The 17219-nt window shown below is 62.5% G+C and carries 12 protein-coding genes and 1 CRISPR repeat array; all 12 genes read left to right on the top strand.

The genetic code is table 11. From position 1 onward, the window contains the following. Window positions 1-573 precede the first annotated feature (573 nt). The 12 genes from BN1121_RS08375 (at window position 574) to dpaL (ending at window position 17178) form a co-directional block, all read left to right on the top strand. Window positions 574-1872, top strand: coding sequence for an HAAAP family serine/threonine permease (locus tag BN1121_RS08375; protein ID WP_043157347.1), 1299 nt, complete (start codon window positions 574-576; stop codon window positions 1870-1872). Window positions 1873-2025: 153 nt separating this feature from the next. Beyond that, window positions 2026-3012, top strand: a complete 987-nt coding sequence (locus BN1121_RS08380) for a helix-turn-helix transcriptional regulator (RefSeq protein ID WP_005351105.1) — start codon at window positions 2026-2028, stop codon at window positions 3010-3012. A gap of 39 nt (window positions 3013-3051) precedes the next feature. Then, a complete protein-coding gene (locus BN1121_RS08385) occupies window positions 3052-5751 on the top strand; it encodes a CRISPR-associated helicase/endonuclease Cas3 (RefSeq protein ID WP_005351106.1) in 2700 nt (899 codons plus the stop codon). Window positions 5752-5765: 14 nt separating this feature from the next. After that, entirely contained in the window at window positions 5766-7289 is a 1524-nt protein-coding gene (gene casA, locus BN1121_RS08390) for a type I-E CRISPR-associated protein Cse1/CasA (RefSeq protein WP_043157348.1), read from the top strand. Then, window positions 7286-7801 carry a type I-E CRISPR-associated protein Cse2/CasB gene (gene casB / locus BN1121_RS08395; RefSeq protein WP_005351111.1) on the top strand — a complete coding sequence of 172 codons (516 nt, stop codon included), beginning with the start codon at window positions 7286-7288 and terminating at the stop codon, window positions 7799-7801. The genes casA and casB overlap by 4 nt, the downstream gene beginning before the upstream one ends. Before the next feature lie 20 nt (window positions 7802-7821). Then, window positions 7822-8958, top strand: a complete 1137-nt coding sequence (gene cas7e, locus BN1121_RS08400; RefSeq protein WP_005351113.1) for a type I-E CRISPR-associated protein Cas7/Cse4/CasC — start codon at window positions 7822-7824, stop codon at window positions 8956-8958. A 1-nt stretch (window position 8959) separates the two neighbouring features. Further along, window positions 8960-9607 (top strand): type I-E CRISPR-associated protein Cas5/CasD, encoded by a 648-nt coding sequence (cas5e, locus tag BN1121_RS08405; protein WP_005351114.1) that lies wholly within the window; start codon window positions 8960-8962, stop codon window positions 9605-9607. After that, window positions 9598-10209 carry a type I-E CRISPR-associated protein Cas6/Cse3/CasE gene (cas6e, locus tag BN1121_RS08410; RefSeq protein WP_005351116.1) on the top strand — a complete coding sequence of 204 codons (612 nt, stop codon included), beginning with the start codon at window positions 9598-9600 and terminating at the stop codon, window positions 10207-10209. The genes cas5e and cas6e overlap by 10 nt, the downstream gene beginning before the upstream one ends. Then, window positions 10209-11123, top strand: coding sequence for a type I-E CRISPR-associated endonuclease Cas1e (gene cas1e / locus BN1121_RS08415; protein WP_005351117.1), 915 nt, complete (start codon window positions 10209-10211; stop codon window positions 11121-11123). The genes cas6e and cas1e overlap by 1 nt, the downstream gene beginning before the upstream one ends. Beyond that, window positions 11123-11416, top strand: coding sequence for a type I-E CRISPR-associated endoribonuclease Cas2e (gene cas2e, locus BN1121_RS08420; RefSeq protein ID WP_005351119.1), 294 nt, complete (start codon window positions 11123-11125; stop codon window positions 11414-11416). The genes cas1e and cas2e overlap by 1 nt, the downstream gene beginning before the upstream one ends. Before the next feature lie 84 nt (window positions 11417-11500). Beyond that, window positions 11501-14217: a CRISPR direct-repeat array (repeat unit 29 nt; unit sequence CTGTTCCCCGCGCCCGCGGGGATGAACCG). A 445-nt stretch (window positions 14218-14662) separates the two neighbouring features. Continuing rightward, on the top strand, window positions 14663-15850 hold the full coding sequence (gene ygeW, locus BN1121_RS08425) for a knotted carbamoyltransferase YgeW (protein WP_005358479.1): 1188 nt from the start codon (window positions 14663-14665) through the stop codon (window positions 15848-15850). Between the two features lie 134 nt (window positions 15851-15984). Then, on the top strand, window positions 15985-17178 hold the full coding sequence (dpaL, locus tag BN1121_RS08430; protein ID WP_005358475.1) for a diaminopropionate ammonia-lyase: 1194 nt from the start codon (window positions 15985-15987) through the stop codon (window positions 17176-17178). Window positions 17179-17219: the final 41 nt, after the last annotated feature.

Consider the following 17219-nt stretch of genomic DNA (forward strand, 5'->3'; position numbering starts at 1 on the left):
GGGGAGGGGAGGGGCCCTCGTCTCTGGCCGGCACACAGGGTCAGCCGTGTGGTCTCGCGACCCCTCCCACTGGGCATAGCCCTCGGGTCACCGGCATCCTCACCGCCAGCAGGAGTCAGCCACTCACAGCGCTGAGGGAACAGCTCATGAGACACCCGCTGCCGCGTTCTCGGCCGTTTGGCCGCGCCCCTTGATACAACCCCTCAACAATTCAGGGCGGATTCGCCAGACACCCCCCTCTCTTATCGGGGTGAATAACAATTTCGCAACCTCCCTTCGCGAGGGGGAATGGTGATTATCAAAAAATGTTTATGTTTTGTAGCTGCGTGGAAATTTTGATGTGATCCATGCCCGGCAAAAGCCGACCTTAATCAAACTTTGGTTGAAAACATCAAAAAAACACTGTGAAAGGCAAGGCCATTCCCCTAGAGTCACCCCTACGAGGTAGTGGTGATTAAGAAAGTGTTAACTCACCCCAACACCCACATGGCGCAGGCTCGCCGCACAGGAGCCTCAGCTCCCCCGACGGGGAGCCCATGATGACCGAACAATAAACTGCAACAGGAATGACAGATGTCCGAGATGAATATTGCCGCCGAAGGCGTCGTAACCCAGCAGGCCGCCAAGGCCGGCTGCTGGCAGAAGGTGGATCTGGTCTGGATGCTGGGTCTGTATGGCACCGCCATCGGAGCCGGCGTGCTGTTTCTGCCGATCAACGCCGGTGTGGGTGGTCTGTGGCCCCTGGTCGCCATGCTGGTGCTGGCCCTGCCGCTCACCTTCTTCGCTCACCGTGGTCTGACCCGTTTCGTCCTCTCCGGCTCCACCCGTGACGGCGACATCACCGAGGTGGTGGAAGAGCACTTCGGCAAGTCCGCCGGCAAGCTCATCACCCTGCTCTACTTCTTCGCCATCTACCCGATCCTGCTGATGTACTCGGTGGCCATCACCAACACGGTCGAGAGCCTGATGGTGCACCAGCTGGGCATGACGGCTCCCCCGCGCGCCATCCTCTCCCTGGCCCTGATCCTCGGTCTGATGGCGATCGTTCGCCTGGGTGGCCAGGTGATCGTCAAGGCGATGAGCGTGCTGGTCTTCCCGTTTGTGCTGACCCTGATGGGCCTGGCCTGCTACCTGATCCCGCACTGGAACGGTGCCATCATCACCGAAGCGCCGGCCCTGTCTGACGCCTTCAGCGGTGACTTCGTCAAGACCCTGTGGCTGGCCATCCCGGTCATGGTGTTCTCCTTCAACCACTCCCCGATCATCTCCTCCTTCGCGGTGGACAATAAGGGTCGTTACGGTGAAGGTGCCGAGCCCAAGTGCAGCAAGATCCTGCTGGGTGCCCACGTCATGATGGTGCTGACCGTGATGTTCTTCGTCTTCAGCTGCGTGCTGAGCCTCTCCCCGGCTGATCTGATGGCCGCCAAGGAGCAGAACATCTCCATCCTCTCCTACCTGGCCAACCACTTCGACAACCCGGTGATCGCCACCGTGGCCCCGCTGATCGCCCTGGTCGCCATCAGCAAGTCCTTCCTCGGTCACTACCTGGGCGCGCAAGAGGGCATGAACGGCCTGATGGCCAAGACCCTGCGCGAGAAGGGCAAGAGTGTGGACGTCAAGCAACTGAACAAGGTGACCGCGGTCTTCATGATCCTGACCACCTGGGCCGTTGCCACCATCAACCCGAGCATCCTCGGCATGATCGAAGACCTGGGTGGCCCCATCATCGCCATGCTGCTGTTCCTGATGCCCATGTACGCCGTTGCCAAGATCCCGGCCATGCGCAAGTACGCCGGCAACCCGAGCAACCTCTTCGTGACCGCCATTGGCCTGATCGCCATGTCCGGCATCCTCTACAAGCTGATCTTCTGATCCGGCCTGTCTTAAGAAGCCGCCCCCCGGGGCGGCTTTTTGTTTTTCTGCCTGGCGTGGTGTGAGCCGAGCACCGAATCGTGAGACTCAATAGAGTTTTCACATTCCCCCCATGTTAGGGTGAGTTCCATTGTTTTCTTTCTTATCAAGAAGATGGAACAGCTAGACCGCGCCTTGAGACTGCACCAGCTGCTGCTGGATCACCGCCACCCCGTCCCCCAATCCCTGATCCTCGAGCGACTCGAGTGCTCGACCAGCACCTTCAAGCGACTGCTGGAGCTGCTGCGGGATCGCTATCAGGCTCCCATCATCTGGGACCGCGTCGCCCGGGGCTATCGCTACGACACCTTGGACGGCCGCTTCACCCTACCCGGGGTCTGGCTCACCGAATCCGAGGCCTTCGCCCTCCTGATGGCCAACCGGCTGCTGCAAGAGGTGCAACCGGGTCTGCAACAACAGGGGCTGGCCCAGCTGCAGGCCCGCATCGGCGAGCTGCTTGGCCCCCAGTGGCAGAGCGAGGCCGACCGGCTGCGCGTCGAAAGCGTTGGCCGCCAATACGTGGCCCCCGAGCTCTTCCTGCCCCTGGTGCAGGCTCTGTTTGCCCGGCGCCGGCTCCATTTTGTCTATCACGCCACCTCGCACCGGGCCGAGGCGCGTCAGGTCTCGCCCCAGCGCCTGTGTTGGTATCGGGACAACTGGTACCTGATCGCCTGGTGTCACGGGCGAGCCGCATTGCGCCTGTTCGCCTTGAGCCGCATCGAAGGCCCCGTTGTGCTCGATGAAACCGCCTGCGAGCGAGGCAGTGGCGAGCTCGACGCCCTGTTTGCCAGCGGCTACGGCATCTTCGCCGGCAGCACATTGCAGTGGGCCGAGCTGCGCTTTGACCCCTCCGCCGCCCCCTGGGTCAAGGATGTGCAGTGGCACCGGGATCAGACTCAACGCCTCGAGCCCAGTGGCCATATTCGCCTGCGCTTTCCCTATGCCGACCAGCGCGAGCTGGTGCGCGACCTGCTGCGCTTTAGCGGCGAGGTCGAGGTGCTCTCTCCCCCCGAGCTACGCCACAGCGTGATCGCCGCCATGACGGCGGGGCTAAAAAAACACGCATCCACCACGTCACTGGGTCAGCTGGTGAGCGAGTGAGGGGGGGATTATGGGTAGCAAGAAGAGAGAGGAGTCGATATGGAAAAGCTGAAAGACCCCATCCTGTTTTCACGCCTCCATCCGCAGGCCACCATCCTCTGGGCTAAAAGCGGTGAAGATCAGGGTCACCCCTTACTGGCCCATATGCTGGATGTGGCTGCGGTGGCCGAGGCGATCCTCGAGCTCGAACCCGCCACTACCCATCAACACCTGGCCGCTCAATTTGGCCTGGCGGCTGAGACGGCCCCCCGCTGGTTGGCGACCCTTGCCGGGCTGCACGATGTGGGTAAGGCGATCCCGGGGTTTCAGGCCAAATGGGAGCAGGGGCAGGCACTTGCCAAAGCGCAAGGACTGACCTTTGCCAGTACATCGCTGCGCAGTGATCGCCACGACTGGGCCTCGACCGCCATTTTGAAAAAATGGCTATCGGCACACACTGGTGCCGATGTCATCTGGTGCACTCAGGTGGCTGAAGCAGTTGGGGCTCATCACGGTTACCCGCTGACCACAAAGGAAGTTGGGGATGGTTTGCCGCTGCGTGAAGATAAAGCATGGCAGCAAGCCCGGCAGGCATTGCTCGATGCCTACTGGAAGGTGCTGACCCCATCAGGAGTGGCTACCACTGATGAGTTGACGCTGCCGGCCATCAACTGGCTGGCAGGGCTAACGTCTATCGCCGACTGGATCGGCTCCAACCTTGAGTGGTTCTCCCTCGGTATTCGTCACGACGATCTCAGACAACATTACCTCCATGCCAAGGCGCTGGCTCATCAGGCGCTGGCGACCATCGGCTGGCGTTCCTTTGTGCCCATGCTATCCGAGCCAGTGTCACTCGACAGGCAACTGGGCCAAATGTTGGCTGCCGATCAACCGGTCACGCCGAGAGCCTTGCAGCAACAGGGCGTTGCCCTGTTACAACAGAGCCAGGGGCCGGCTTTGCTGCTGGTGGAGGCACCCATGGGGGAGGGCAAGACCGAGCTCGCCTTTATGGCACACCTGCACTTGCAGCGTGCCAATGGCCATCGCGGCTTCTATCTGGCCTTGCCAACCCAGGCTACCGGCAATGCCCTGTTTGCCCGTGCTCGCCAGTTTATGGACGCTTTTGCTCACGGACCGGCGCCCGATCTGCAACTGATCCACGGTGGTGCCGCCCGTCAGGAGATGATGGCCGCGCTCAAGGATGTGTGGGGTGAGGATGGCAAGCAGAGTGAGGGGATCGAGGCCGCCCGCTGGTTCTCCCGTCGCAAGCGACCGCTGATCGCTCCCTATGGAGTGGGCACTATCGATCAGGCGCTCTTCTCTGTGCTGAACGTCAAACATCACTTCGTACGGCTCTGGGGGCTGGCCAATCGGGTAGTGGTACTCGATGAGGTACATGCCTACGACACCTATACCGAAGGGCTGATTGAGGCGCTGCTGCGCTGGCTAAAAGGTCTGGGCTGCTCAGTCATCCTGATGAGTGCCACCCTGCCAACAAAGCGTCGTGATGGTTTGCTCAAGGCATGGCGGGTTGACCCTGCCGTGCTGCCAGAGCTTGCCTATCCGCGGCTGGTGTTGGCCGATGACAGGGGCCTCGACTGGGATGACCAGATAGAAAGCCGAATGATGGAGCCCGTCCGGTTGGCCGGATGCGGTACGACACCCGAGGAGTTGCTCTGCGTAGCACTTGAGGCCCTGACCCACGGGGGCAGTGGCGCCATCATCGTCAATACGGTCGAGCGGGCGCAGCAGCTCTATAGCCTGCTCAAGGCCAAGGCACCGGAAGATCTCATCCTGCAGATTTTTCATGCCCGTTTCCCCGCCGATGAACGGGCACAGCGAGAAGCTGCCGTGCTCTCCACCTTTGGTAAAGAGGGGAAACGTCCGGCCCGGGCCCTGTTGGTGGCAACCCAAGTTGTCGAGCAATCGTTGGACATCGATTTTGACTTTTTAATCAGTGATCTCGCTCCGGTCGATCTGCTGCTGCAACGGGTGGGGCGGCTGCATCGCCATCAACGCCCAGCACGCCCCGGGCCCCATCGCCAGCCGGTGTTGACGGTGGCCGGACTCTTACCCGGTGAATTACCCGATTTGGCGACCACCCGTTGGCGCTTTGTCTACGATCCCTACCTGCTCGCCATGACCTGGGTGCGGCTCCTCGGCGAAACCAGCTTGCAACTGCCCCAGGATATCGATCGGCTGGTACAGGCCGTCTATGGCGACGGTGAGTTGCCCGATCCGGTGAGTGAGGCGCTACGCCAATATATCGAGGAATACAGCTACGCCACTTATCTGGCCGCAGAGCAACACCAGCGGCAGCTGGCCCGCAATATTGTTATCAGAGCCGATGCGGATCTTGGTACTTATTCGAACAAACCCAGAGGTTACGAAGAGGGGGAGGGCGAGGAGAAGGGCTTAATTAACTGCACCCGACTGGGCAAACCCAGCGTCACCGTGATCCCGCTCTTTGTCTCTGACAAGGGGGTGGCCCTGACCCCAGACGCTGAGCCCTTTGCGCTCGATGTACCGCTTTCAACTGAACTGGCCTGCCAGCTCTGTGCCCGCCAGCTCAGCCTCTCCAATCAAGTCCTGGTTAAGGCCATCAAGCAGCAACCCGACGTGCAGGCTTTTGCCCAGAGCCCGCTGCTTCGCCACAGCTACCCGCTGTTGCTCGATAGCGACGGCAGGGCGCAACTGGATGGCAGGCTGGTGGTTTGGCTCGATGGGGAGTTGGGGCTTATCTACCGGAACAGGGAATAACCAAAGGAGTGACAATGACAATGCGTTTTAATCTGCTCGACGAGCCCTGGCTGCCGGTCAGGATGCCAAGCGGCGAGGTCAGGGAGCTGGGCCTGCTGGCCCTCTTTGAGCAGGCGCCGCAGATAGTGGCCCTGGCCGAAACGGCGCCACCCTCCTTAATGGCTCAATATCGCCTGCTGCTTGCCATCACCCATAGAGCCCTGAGCGCACACACGCCTAGCTGGGGTCAACGGGACTTGCGCCACTGGTTTAGCCATGGGCTGCCCACCGAGACCATCACCGCCTACCTGGAAAAGTGGCGCGATCGTTTCTGGCTGTTTCACCCCGAGCATCCCTTTATGCAGGTGGCGGCGTTGGCCACGGCGGGCGGGACCTGCGAGAAGTTCAAGCCCTGGTCACAGATTGATCTGGCCTGCGTCAGCGGCAATGCGCCTGTGGTGTTTAACCACTCGATGGACACAGCGCCAGATGCCATCTCGCCGGCTCACGCCATTCGAACCCTGCTCGGTTTTTTACAGTGCACGCCGGGTGGTCTGGTCAAGGTGTTTCGTGATGCCGACAAGGCGGGCCCGCTGGCAAATACGGCGGCCGTCTTGCCGCTGGGGGATACCCTGGCGCAGACCCTTATCCTGAGCCTGCATCCCGCCTTGCCTGACCATGAAGACTTGCCGAGCTGGGAGCGACCCGCGCTCACCGTCACCAATCTGACATCGCCTCCTCTACTTGCCACTGGCCCCAACGATCGCTTCACCCGCCAGACCCGCGCCGTGCTGTTTCAACGAGAGGAGGATGGCGCTATCCGCTGGCTACGCTTTGCCGCCGGGCAAGGGCTGGAAGAGGACCCTCATGCCCCCGACCCCATGGCCAACTTTCGGGAGGGCAGCAACGGACTGGTGCGCCTCACCTTTAGTGAAGGGCGAGCCCTCTGGCGCGATCTGCCTGCCCTGCTCCCCGATGGGGGCTCGCGCCCGGCCGCCATCCTGGAAAATGCCACCCGTCTAAACGAATCGCTGGGCAAAGCCGACCTTCGTCTGTTGGTCGCCGGCCTTGCCAGCGATCAGGCCAAGCTGCTGCGCTGGCGCGTCGAGCAGCTGGAGTTGCCGCAGGCTCTGCTGGAGCAACCCGAGGTGACCCGAGCGACCCGCCTGATGCTGGAGATGGCCGAGACCCTGTTTGCCTCGCTCAAAGGGGCCGCCGTCCAACTGATTGCCGATACCCTGCCAGACAGCCAGCAGAAAGATACCCGCAGCCGTGCCCGCGCTCTGTTTGAGGCAGGCCCGGTGGCCCCGCTCTTCTTTGCCCGCGCCGAGCGCGCTCTGATGACCACCCTGGCGCAGCTTGAACAAGACCCCGATGCTGTAGAGCGGCAGTGGCAGCAGGTATTGAAAGAGGCCGCCCTGGCGGCGTGGGAGATCCTGCTGGCCAGCCAGGGAGGCAGTGTCCGCCTCTGGCGTGCCAATGCCAAGGCGCAGCCCCGCTTGTGGTCAGCCATCCGGGAGCAACTGACAGCCCTTAACGAAACAGGAGAGCTTCAATGAGTGATCAGCTTTTTGTCGACCATCTGCAGCGATTGTTACAAAGCAACCGCGGGGCCTTGGCCGAGCTGCGCCGCAGTCTCACCTTTGCCCCCGGCACGGCGCCCCGCGTCTTTCCCTACGTTGAGCCCTTTATCGCAGCCGATGAGCATCCCGACTCGGCTCGTCGCCAGTCCCACTACCTGGTGGCCGGGCTTTTTGCGCTTCATCCAAAGCACAGTGAGATGACCCTGGCCAAGGCGATGGGCGTTCTCTATCGCAAGCAGGAGCAGAGCCCATCCATCGAGGGGCGCTTTATCGCCCTACTTGAGAGCGATGGCGAGACCCTGGCCGAGCCACTGCGCCACTGCGTGACGCTGCTGAGATCCCACGAGCTGGCCATCGATTATCAGCGTCTGCTTTGGGATCTCACCGACTGGCTTAACCCCACTCGTCCCGAGGCGCTCGATAAGTTGCGTCGCCGTTGGGCCAGTGACTTTTACCGCATCGCGGCCACTGCCGATTCAAACGATTAAATCTTTCAAGGAGAGAAACCATGACCCTGTTTGTTGAACTGCATCTGATCCAGAACTTTGCCCCCTCTAACCTCAACCGTGACGATACCGGGGCACCCAAAGACGCCCTCTTCGGTGGCCAGCGCCGCGCGCGTGTCAGTAGCCAGTGTTTCAAGCGTGCCGTACGCCTCTATAGCCGTGACCAGCAACTGATCCCGGCCGAGTATCGGGCGCTGCGTACCAAGAAGTTGCAGGCTCTGTTGCTGGAAAGACTGGCCGGGCGCGATCAGGAAGAGGCTGCCGGCAAGATTGAAGTGGCCCTCGCCGCCGCCGGGCTCAAGCTCAAGGACGATGGCAAGACCGAATATCTGCTGTTTTTGGGTGAGCGCGAGATTGCCGGTTTTGCCGCACTGGTTGAAGCGCACTGGGACGCCCTGATCATTCCGGCAGTGGGTGAGAAAAAGGGGAAAAAAGAGAGTAAGGCAGCCATCCCGGCCGAGTTGGCCAAGCAGGCCAAGACACTGCTCGATGGTGGCAAGGCGGTGGATGTTGCCCTCTTCGGCCGTATGCTGGCCGACCTGCCTCAGGTCAATCAGGATGCCGCCTGCCAGGTGGCTCACGCCATCAGCACTCACAGGGTGGAGCGTGACTTTGACTACTTCACCGCGGTCGATGACGTCGGTGGCCCTGATGAGACCGGTGCCGGCATGATTGGTCAGGTCGAATTCAACTCCGCCACCTTCTATCGCTACGCGGCGCTCGATGTCAGCAAGCTGCTGAACAACCTGCAAGAGGACAAGGAGCTCACCGCCTCTGCCATCGAGGCCCTGATCCAGGCCATGGTGCGCGCCATCCCGACCGGCAAACAGAACAGCTTCGCCGCTCACAACCTGCCCGAGTTTATCGGGGTGAGTCTGCGTAAAAGCCCCCTCAACCTGGCCAACGCCTTCGAGCGCCCCGTCCAGCCGCGTCATGACAAGAGCCTGACCGAGCAGTCGGTGGCGGTGCTCGCTGACTACGAGCGTAAGCTCGCCCCCGTCTATGGGGATGCCGGCGATCGTTGGGCCCATATCGATCTCACCGGCAAGTGGCAGCTCGAAAACAGCCTGGCCCGCGGCTCGGTCAGTGATCTGGCCGCCTGGGTACGCGATGCCGTCGAGACCCAGTGGGAGGAGTAAGATGCCGACACTGCTACTGCGGCTGCAGGGGCCCCTGCAATCTTGGGGCACCACCAGCCGCTTCGATGAACGCGATACCCAGCTAGAGCCCTCCAAGTCGGGGGTGCTGGGACTGGTCTGCGCCGCTCTGGGGCGGGATCGGAGCGAGCCGGTCGACGATCTCGCCGCCCTCATCATGGGCGTGCGAGTAGACAGGGAAGGGGTGGTGCTGCGCGACTATCAAACCGCCACCGGCATCCTGAATGCGGCCGGTAAGGTCGACATGAATCGCACCGTGGTCAGCCCCCGCTACTACCTGAGCGATGCCGCCTTTCTGGTTGGCCTCGAGGGGGAGGCCGCCCTGTTGGCGCGTATTCACCAGGCGCTGCGCCACCCCCATTGGCCCCTGAGCCTGGGCCGAAAAGGGTGTCTGCCTTCACCGCCGGTTTACTTACCAGATGGCTTGCATGAGGGCGATCTCCTGACTGCCTTGCGCAACTATCCCGAGTTGAGCAAGGGGGCAGGGCGTCAGGGTCGTCGTCTGCTGCTCGAGGCCAGTGAAGGGGCGGTGCGACTCGACCAACCCATTGCCCCCTTTGCCGAGCGCCGTTTCGGGCCGCGTTTTGTTACCACCCAGCCCTTGGATCCGCAGGAGGTGCCATGTTCCTGAGCAAACTGATCCTCAATCCCAAAAGCCGGGAGGCGCGCCGGGATCTGGCCAATCCTTATGAATTGCATCGCACTCTGGCCCGGGCCTTTGCTCCCGATGAGCAGACGGCGCCGGAGCGATTCTTGTGGCGCCTCGAGCCCACGGCCAACTGGCAACAGCCACAGCTGTTGGTGCAGTCGCAAACCGCGGGTAACTGGGGGCCGCTGCGCGATCTTCCTTATTACCTGCAAGGAGAGGTGCAAGAGAAGCACTTTGCCCCCGAGCAGTGGCTCGAACCTGCAGGCTCCTATCGCTTTCGCCTGCAGGCCAACCCAACCGTGACCCGGGATGGCAAGCGCCGAGGCCTGTGTTACGAACACGATCAGCTGGCCTGGCTCGCCCGTCAGGGTGAGCGCCATGGTTTTACCCTGCTACAGGCGCTGGTCAGCGGCTCAACCATGCAGCAGGGACGTAAGGGAGATAGTCGCCTGAGCGTACTGACGGCCACCTTCGAGGGTTACTTAAGGGTGAACGACACCCACGCCCTGTTGGCGGCGCTGCAAGGTGGGATTGGCCCGGCCAAGTCTCTGGGTTGTGGTCTGCTCTCGTTGGGACGGGCCTGATGTTGCCGCCCCTCAAGCCGCTACCCATCAAGGATCGCCGGGCCATGCTGTTTCTCAAATATGGCCAGCTCGATGTGATCGACGGTGCCTTTGTGCTGGTGGATAAAGAGGGGGTCCGCACTCACATCCCCATCGGCACCGTCGCCTGTTTGATGCTCGAACCCGGCACCCGGGTCTCGCACGCCGCCGTCAAGCTGGCGGCCACGGCGGGGACCCTGCTGGTCTGGGTGGGAGAGGCCGGGGTGCGCCTCTATGCCGCAGGCCAGCCGGGCGGGGCTCGCTCCGATCGGCTGCTCTATCAGGCCAAGCTGGCCCTCGACGAGGATCTGCGTCTCAAGGTGGTGCGCAAGATGTTTGAGCTGCGCTTTGGCGAGCCGCCCCCCAGCCGCCGCTCGGTGGATCAACTGCGCGGCATCGAAGGGGCGCGGGTGCGGGAAACCTACAAGCTGCTGGCCGCGCGCTATGGGGTGAAGTGGCAGGGGCGGCGCTATGACCCCAAGGACTGGGACAAGGGAGACTTGCCCAATAAATGCATCAGCGCGGCCACCTCCTGCCTTTATGGCATCACGGAGGCAGCCATCCTGGCGGCAGGCTATGCCCCCGCCATCGGCTTTATTCATAGCGGCAAGCCGCTCTCGTTTGTCTATGACATCGCCGACATCATCAAGTTTGAGACAGTGGTGCCCCAGGCCTTCGAGATTGCCGCACGCGGCGACGCCAACCCGGATCGCGCCGTGCGCCTGGCTTGTCGTGACAGCTTTAACAAGCAGCGCACCCTGGAGAAACTCATCCCGCTTATCGAGGAGGTGCTCTTGGCCGGGGGCATCACCCCGCCCGAAGCCCCCGCAGATGCCCAGCCCCCCGCCATTCCCGAACCCGCCGGCATGGGGGACGCCGGTCACAGGAGTCAGTGATGAGCATGCTGGTGGTGGTGACCGAAGATGTGCCGCCGCGCCTGCGCGGTCGGCTCGCGGTCTGGTTACTCGAGGTGCGTGCCGGTGTCTATGTGGGAGAGGTGTCGCGCCGGGTGCGCGAGATGATCTGGCAGCAGTGCGAGGCCTTGGTGGAGCAGGGCAATATCGTGATGGCCTGGCCTGCCAATAACGACTCGGGGTTTGACTTTCAAACCCTGGGCTCTAATCGAAGGGTGCCGGTGGACCTCGATGGTTGCCGATTGGTCTCTTTTCTACCCATTGAAAATCAATAGCTTAGCGTTCATTAACAATCTGGATTAGTCGGTGGCTTTTTTATGGTTGGAAAAAGCCATCAAAATCAATAGCATCTGTTAAGTCTGTTCCCCGCGCCCGCGGGGATGAACCGGCAGGGGTCTCAGTTGATGCTGCGCTAAAAGCCTGTTCCCCGCGCCCGCGGGGATGAACCGCTGGCGGAGCGCGTTGGCCTGCTCCTCCGCGCCTGTTCCCCGCGCCCGCGGGGATGAACCGCGCCCCCCGCAAGGGCCGTTTACGGCCCGATTCTGTTCCCCGCGCCCGCGGGGATGAACCGTGGACATCACATCGGACTGAGCGGTAGCCAGGGCTGTTCCCCGCGCCCGCGGGGATGAACCGCACAGGAGGGGGGGTATCGCTCAGCTGTATCGCTGTTCCCCGCGCCCGCGGGGATGAACCGCCAACATCTGGACATGCTGGAGGAGAAGCTGGCTGTTCCCCGCGCCCGCGGGGATGAACCGGCTACGTGCGCTTAGTGGAGGATATGCCCGAGCTGTTCCCCGCGCCCGCGGGGATGAACCGACAGCCGGGAGCAGCAGGTCGCACGCCAACGCCTGTTCCCCGCGCCCGCGGGGATGAACCGTCCACGCTCAATGACCTGCTCGCGGATGACGACCTGTTCCCCGCGCCCGCGGGGATGAACCGGAGATAGCCAGGAACCTGCGAGCTCAGTGCTACTGTTCCCCGCGCCCGCGGGGATGAACCGGCAACAGCTAAACGCCTCCGAGGCCAGAGTAACTGTTCCCCGCGCCCGCGGGGATGAACCGTATCGCGCCGAATATCTGAGTTTGTCGGCCTCCTGTTCCCCGCGCCCGCGGGGATGAACCGCCCCCCTTCCCCTTTCTTTCCCTTGCCGATGCCTGTTCCCCGCGCCCGCGGGGATGAACCGGCGCTGTTCTCTTGATGGACGAGTCCCACAATCTGTTCCCCGCGCCCGCGGGGATGAACCGCTGATGATGCTGCTAAGGGTGGGCTGGTTTCTCTGTTCCCCGCGCCCGCGGGGATGAACCGCACCCTCGGGCGAATGTATTCGCCACAATGGGCCTGTTCCCCGCGCCCGCGGGGATGAACCGACGTTGCCGCCGCGCTGGTAAGAGTAGCCCTTCTGTTCCCCGCGCCCGCGGGGATGAACCGGCCACAGGTCTATTTAAATTTCATCATCGGCACTGTTCCCCGCGCCCGCGGGGATGAACCGGGCTTCGAGTACGCTCGCATTCAGGAGAAGAACTGTTCCCCGCGCCCGCGGGGATGAACCGCGCGATCCCGCCACCGGTGGCGATGGCACCACCTGTTCCCCGCGCCCGCGGGGATGAACCGGTGATGGCGGTGACCGCCTTGGTATATGCACCCTGTTCCCCGCGCCCGCGGGGATGAACCGTCCGTCATACTACCCCCTTGAGTTGTGCATCTCTGTTCCCCGCGCCCGCGGGGATGAACCGGGTTTTGAGAATGTTGCTCGTGAGAGTGGTCACTGTTCCCCGCGCCCGCGGGGATGAACCGATGGTGCGCCCACGGGAATCGGTGGCGCTATGCTGTTCCCCGCGCCCGCGGGGATGAACCGAGTATTTGTCGCTACGAGAGCTGGAATATGTACTGTTCCCCGCGCCCGCGGGGATGAACCGCGGCAGGTATTGGCGCTGTACTCGGCTCTGGCCTGTTCCCCGCGCCCGCGGGGATGAACCGGCCGACGTGCAGGACCTGCTGATGGAATACTGCTGTTCCCCGCGCCCGCGGGGATGAACCGCCTCCTTATGCAGCGGTATAAACGTCATGGGGCTGTTCCCCGCGCCCGCGGGGATGAACCGGCGCAGATCAACGGCGCTGGCGGCGGCTTCGGCTGTTCCCCGCGCCCGCGGGGATGAACCGGCAACGTTACGAATGCTTACGATATCCGGGCGCTGTTCCCCGCGCCCGCGGGGATGAACCGCACTAGTAATATTTCCCTCAAACCAGCAGTCCCTGTTCCCCGCGCCCGCGGGGATGAACCGCCGCCAGCGTTTGGCTACGATGAGACGAGCAGCTGTTCCCCGCGCCCGCGGGGATGAACCGCCACGACCTTCGGTTCGGCGAGGTTTTCCTTGCTGTTCCCCGCGCCCGCGGGGATGAACCGGCACTTCAACGGGCCGGTGGCAATGGACCTCAACTGTTCCCCGCGCCCGCGGGGATGAACCGAAAATGGGGGCCACTGCCCCCACCGGTTACGACTGTTCCCCGCGCCCGCGGGGATGAACCGCGCAGTAATAAAGGGCTTCACCTCTAGCAGGGCTGTTCCCCGCGCCCGCGGGGATGAACCGCGGCGCCACACGCCATAGGGGACGGGGGCTTTCTGTTCCCCGCGCCCGCGGGGATGAACCGATTACGATTCTCGCGTTTGCGTCTGAGTCGGCCTGTTCCCCGCGCCCGCGGGGATGAACCGTCCGTGATGCCGATAAATAGGGTTATCGGCAACTGTTCCCCGCGCCCGCGGGGATGAACCGACCGCCAATTCTTTGAGGCTATGGCTCACTTCCTGTTCCCCGCGCCCGCGGGGATGAACCGCTGACCCGCCTGGCGGATACCTTCAGCGGGATCTGTTCCCCGCGTCCGCGGGGATGAACCGGAGCCGGCGTAATGACCCCCGCCGAACTCCTACTGTTCCCCGCGCCCGCGGGGATGAACCGAAAATTCAATTGCTTGCAGCTTCATCGATATACTGTTCCCCGCGCCCGCGGGGATGAACCGGCTGTCGATGTGCCGAAAAACTTCACGATCACCTGTTCCCCGCGTCCGCGGGGATGAACCGTTCTTGGCATCGAGCTCGAACTCGCACTCGGCCCTGTTCCCCTCGTCTGCGGGGGAGAGTGCTCGATTGGACAAGCGCCATCACTTTTCCTCCCCCCCCTCTCACCCCTTCCTTTATCAATCTGATAATCCCCACCCGATTATTATCATTTTTGCCGTCTGGCTCCTTCGTGGGCTCCCTTTGGGCGCTGCGGCGGGGCGGTTTTTTTTCTGCCGTGCTCGTCGTCTCGGCCGGGGGCTTGCCGGCTTGTGGCCTCTTTTGTGAATGGGGTCACGCTAATGAGGGCGTTGCGGCCGCCGCGTTATTGCGTCGGGTGCTTGGCACGCTAATTGATTGCTCTGTGTTGACCGCGCTTTCGAGTGTTCACCCCGGTTCATTGTGATGGTGGCATTCGTTATTAACCCAGAGCGCCATCCATATTCTCAGTCAATGAGCGGGGCGAATGATGAAAGACGTGAACCAGTTAATTAAAGAGATCAAAAACCTCAAATCCGGCCTGCATGAAAAAGACTTTCTGCTGACCTGGGAGCAGACGCCCCAGGAGTTGGAGCTGGTATTAAAAATTGCCGAGGCGCTCAAGACACTGCGCGGCGAAAATATCGCGACCAGGCTCTTTAATAGCGGCCTTGGCATCTCGGTCTTTCGCGACAACTCCACCCGCACCCGCTTCTCCTACGCCTCGGCCCTGAACCTGCTCGGCCTGGCCCAGCAGGATCTCGACGAGGGCAAGTCCCAGATCGCCCACGGCGAGACGGTGCGCGAGACCGCCAACATGATCTCGTTTTGCGCCGATGCCATCGGCATTCGTGACGACATGTATCTCGGGGCCGGCAACGCCTATATGCGCGAAGTGGGTGCGGCGCTCGACGAAGGGTTCGAGAAGGGGGTGCTGCCCCAGCGCCCGGCCCTGGTGAACCTGCAGTGCGACATCGACCACCCGACCCAGTCCATGGCCGATCTGGCCTGGTTGCAGGAGCACTTCGGCAGCCTGGAAAACCTCAAGGGCAAGAAGATTGCCATGACCTGGGCCTATTCCCCCAGCTACGGCAAGCCGCTCTCGGTGCCGCAAGGCATCATAGGTCTGATGACCCGTTTCGGCATGGACGTGACCCTGGCCCATCCCGAGGGGTATGACCTGATCCCGGATGTGATCGAGGTGGCCAAGGAAAACGCCAAGGCCTCCGGCGGGAGCTTCCGTCAGGTCACCTCCATGGAGGAGGCGTTCAAGGATGCCGACATCGTCTATCCCAAGTCCTGGGCGCCCTACAAGGTGATGGAGCAGCGCACCGAGCTGCTGCGCGCCAACGATCACGCCGGCCTGAAAGATCTGGAGAAACACTGCCTCGAGCAGAATGCCAAGCACAAGGATTGGCACTGCACCGAGGAGATGATGAAGCACACCAAGGGGGGCGAGGCGCTCTATATGCACTGCCTGCCGGCGGATATTTCCGGCGTCTCCTGCAAGGAGGGGGAAGTGACCGAAGGGGTATTCGAGAAATACCGCATCGCCACATACAAAGAGGCGAGCTGGAAGCCCTATATCATCGCGGCCATGATCGTCGCCCGTAAATTTTTCGCACCGGGTGAAACCCTTGAGGCGCTGCTCAAAGAGGCCCAGAAACGGGTCAAATAAATAACGAAAGCAGGGGGCGGGAAATAACTCTCCCGCCCCGGATTAATCATGGTGAGTCGTCTCCCCAGGGGGCCCGAATATCGCGGGTCACCCGGCGAGGCCAGGCTCACTCAGGCTTGTCTTGCGAGGTACGCATGTCCCAATTTTCCCTGAAGATGGATATTGCCGATAACCGCTTTTTTACCGGTGAAACGTCCCCTCTCTTCTCCCGCGCCGAGGCCCAGAAGGCGCGCGCCTTCCACAAGAAACTGGCCGGTTACGAGCCAACGCCCCTGTGCGACCTGCAGGCCCTGGCCGCCTATGTGGGGGTGAAGCAGATCCTGGTCAAGGATGAGTCCAAACGCTTCGGCCTCAACGCCTTCAAGATGCTGGGCGGGGTCTACGCCATCGCCAACCTGCTGTGCAACAAGTTCGGGGTGGCGGTGGAGGAGTTCACCTTCGATCTCATCAAACGCACCATCAAGGAGCCCATGACCTTCGCCACCACCACCGATGGCAACCACGGGCGCGGCGTCGCCTGGGCCGCCAAACAGGTGGGTCAGCATGCGGTGGTCTACATGCCCAAGGGCTCGGCCCAGGAGCGGGTGGATCACATCCTGAGCCTGGGGGCCGAGTGCATCGTCACCGACATGAACTATGACGACACCGTACGCCTGACCATGAAGATGGCCGAGGAGCGCGGCTGGTACATAGTGCAGGACACCGCCTGGGAGGGCTACACCGAGATCCCCACCTGGATCATGCAAGGCTACGCCACCCTGGCCGACGAAGCGGTGGAGCAGATGCAGGCAATGGGCATCAAACAACCCACCCATGTGCTGTTGCAGGCCGGGGTCGGGGCCCTGGCGGGCGGGGTGCTCGGCTATCTGGTGGACTGCTTCGGTGCCCGTGAGCTGCACAGCATCATCGTCGAGCCGGATCAGGCGGATTGTCTCTACCGCTCCGGGGTCGCCGGGGAGATGGTCAACGTGGGGGGCGAGATGCGCACCATCATGGCCGGGCTCGCCTGCGGCGAACCCAACCCCCTCGGTTGGCCGCTGCTCAAGGGCTGCGCCACCCAGTTTGTCTCCTGTCACGACAAGGTCTCGGCGCTCGGCATGCGGGTGCTTGGCAATCCGCTGGGTGAGGACTCGCGCATCGTCTCGGGCGAGTCGGGCGCCGTGGGGGTCGGGCTGCTGGTGGCGGTGCGCCACCATCCACAGCGCGAGGCCCTGATGGCGCGCCTCGGGCTCAACCAGGAGTCGGTGGTGCTGCTGGTCAACACCGAAGGGGATACCGATGTGGCCCACTACCGCGAGGTGGTGTGGGAAGGCAAGCACCCCATCTGAGGGGTGAACGGGGCCTCCACCTCGGGGGCGAGCAGATTGAG

This window comes from Aeromonas diversa CDC 2478-85, assembly GCF_000819805.1.
GTDB lineage: Bacteria > Pseudomonadota > Gammaproteobacteria > Enterobacterales > Aeromonadaceae > Aeromonas > Aeromonas diversa.

Bases quoted from the DNA above. Each gene is read 5' to 3' on its own strand.
- BN1121_RS08375 (WP_043157347.1), top strand. From the start codon at position 574: ATGTCCGAGATGAATATTGCCGCCGAAGGCGTCGTAACCCAGCAGGCC.
- BN1121_RS08380 (WP_005351105.1), top strand. From the start codon at position 2,026: ATGGAACAGCTAGACCGCGCCTTGAGACTGCACCAGCTGCTGCTGGAT.
- BN1121_RS08385 (WP_005351106.1), top strand. From the start codon at position 3,052: ATGGAAAAGCTGAAAGACCCCATCCTGTTTTCACGCCTCCATCCGCAG.
- casA (WP_043157348.1), top strand. From the start codon at position 5,766: ATGACAATGCGTTTTAATCTGCTCGACGAGCCCTGGCTGCCGGTCAGG.
- casB (WP_005351111.1), top strand. From the start codon at position 7,286: ATGAGTGATCAGCTTTTTGTCGACCATCTGCAGCGATTGTTACAAAGC.
- cas7e (WP_005351113.1), top strand. From the start codon at position 7,822: ATGACCCTGTTTGTTGAACTGCATCTGATCCAGAACTTTGCCCCCTCT.
- cas5e (WP_005351114.1), top strand. From the start codon at position 8,960: ATGCCGACACTGCTACTGCGGCTGCAGGGGCCCCTGCAATCTTGGGGC.
- cas6e (WP_005351116.1), top strand. From the start codon at position 9,598: ATGTTCCTGAGCAAACTGATCCTCAATCCCAAAAGCCGGGAGGCGCGC.
- cas1e (WP_005351117.1), top strand. From the start codon at position 10,209: ATGTTGCCGCCCCTCAAGCCGCTACCCATCAAGGATCGCCGGGCCATG.
- cas2e (WP_005351119.1), top strand. From the start codon at position 11,123: ATGAGCATGCTGGTGGTGGTGACCGAAGATGTGCCGCCGCGCCTGCGC.
- ygeW (WP_005358479.1), top strand. From the start codon at position 14,663: ATGAAAGACGTGAACCAGTTAATTAAAGAGATCAAAAACCTCAAATCC.
- dpaL (WP_005358475.1), top strand. From the start codon at position 15,985: ATGTCCCAATTTTCCCTGAAGATGGATATTGCCGATAACCGCTTTTTT.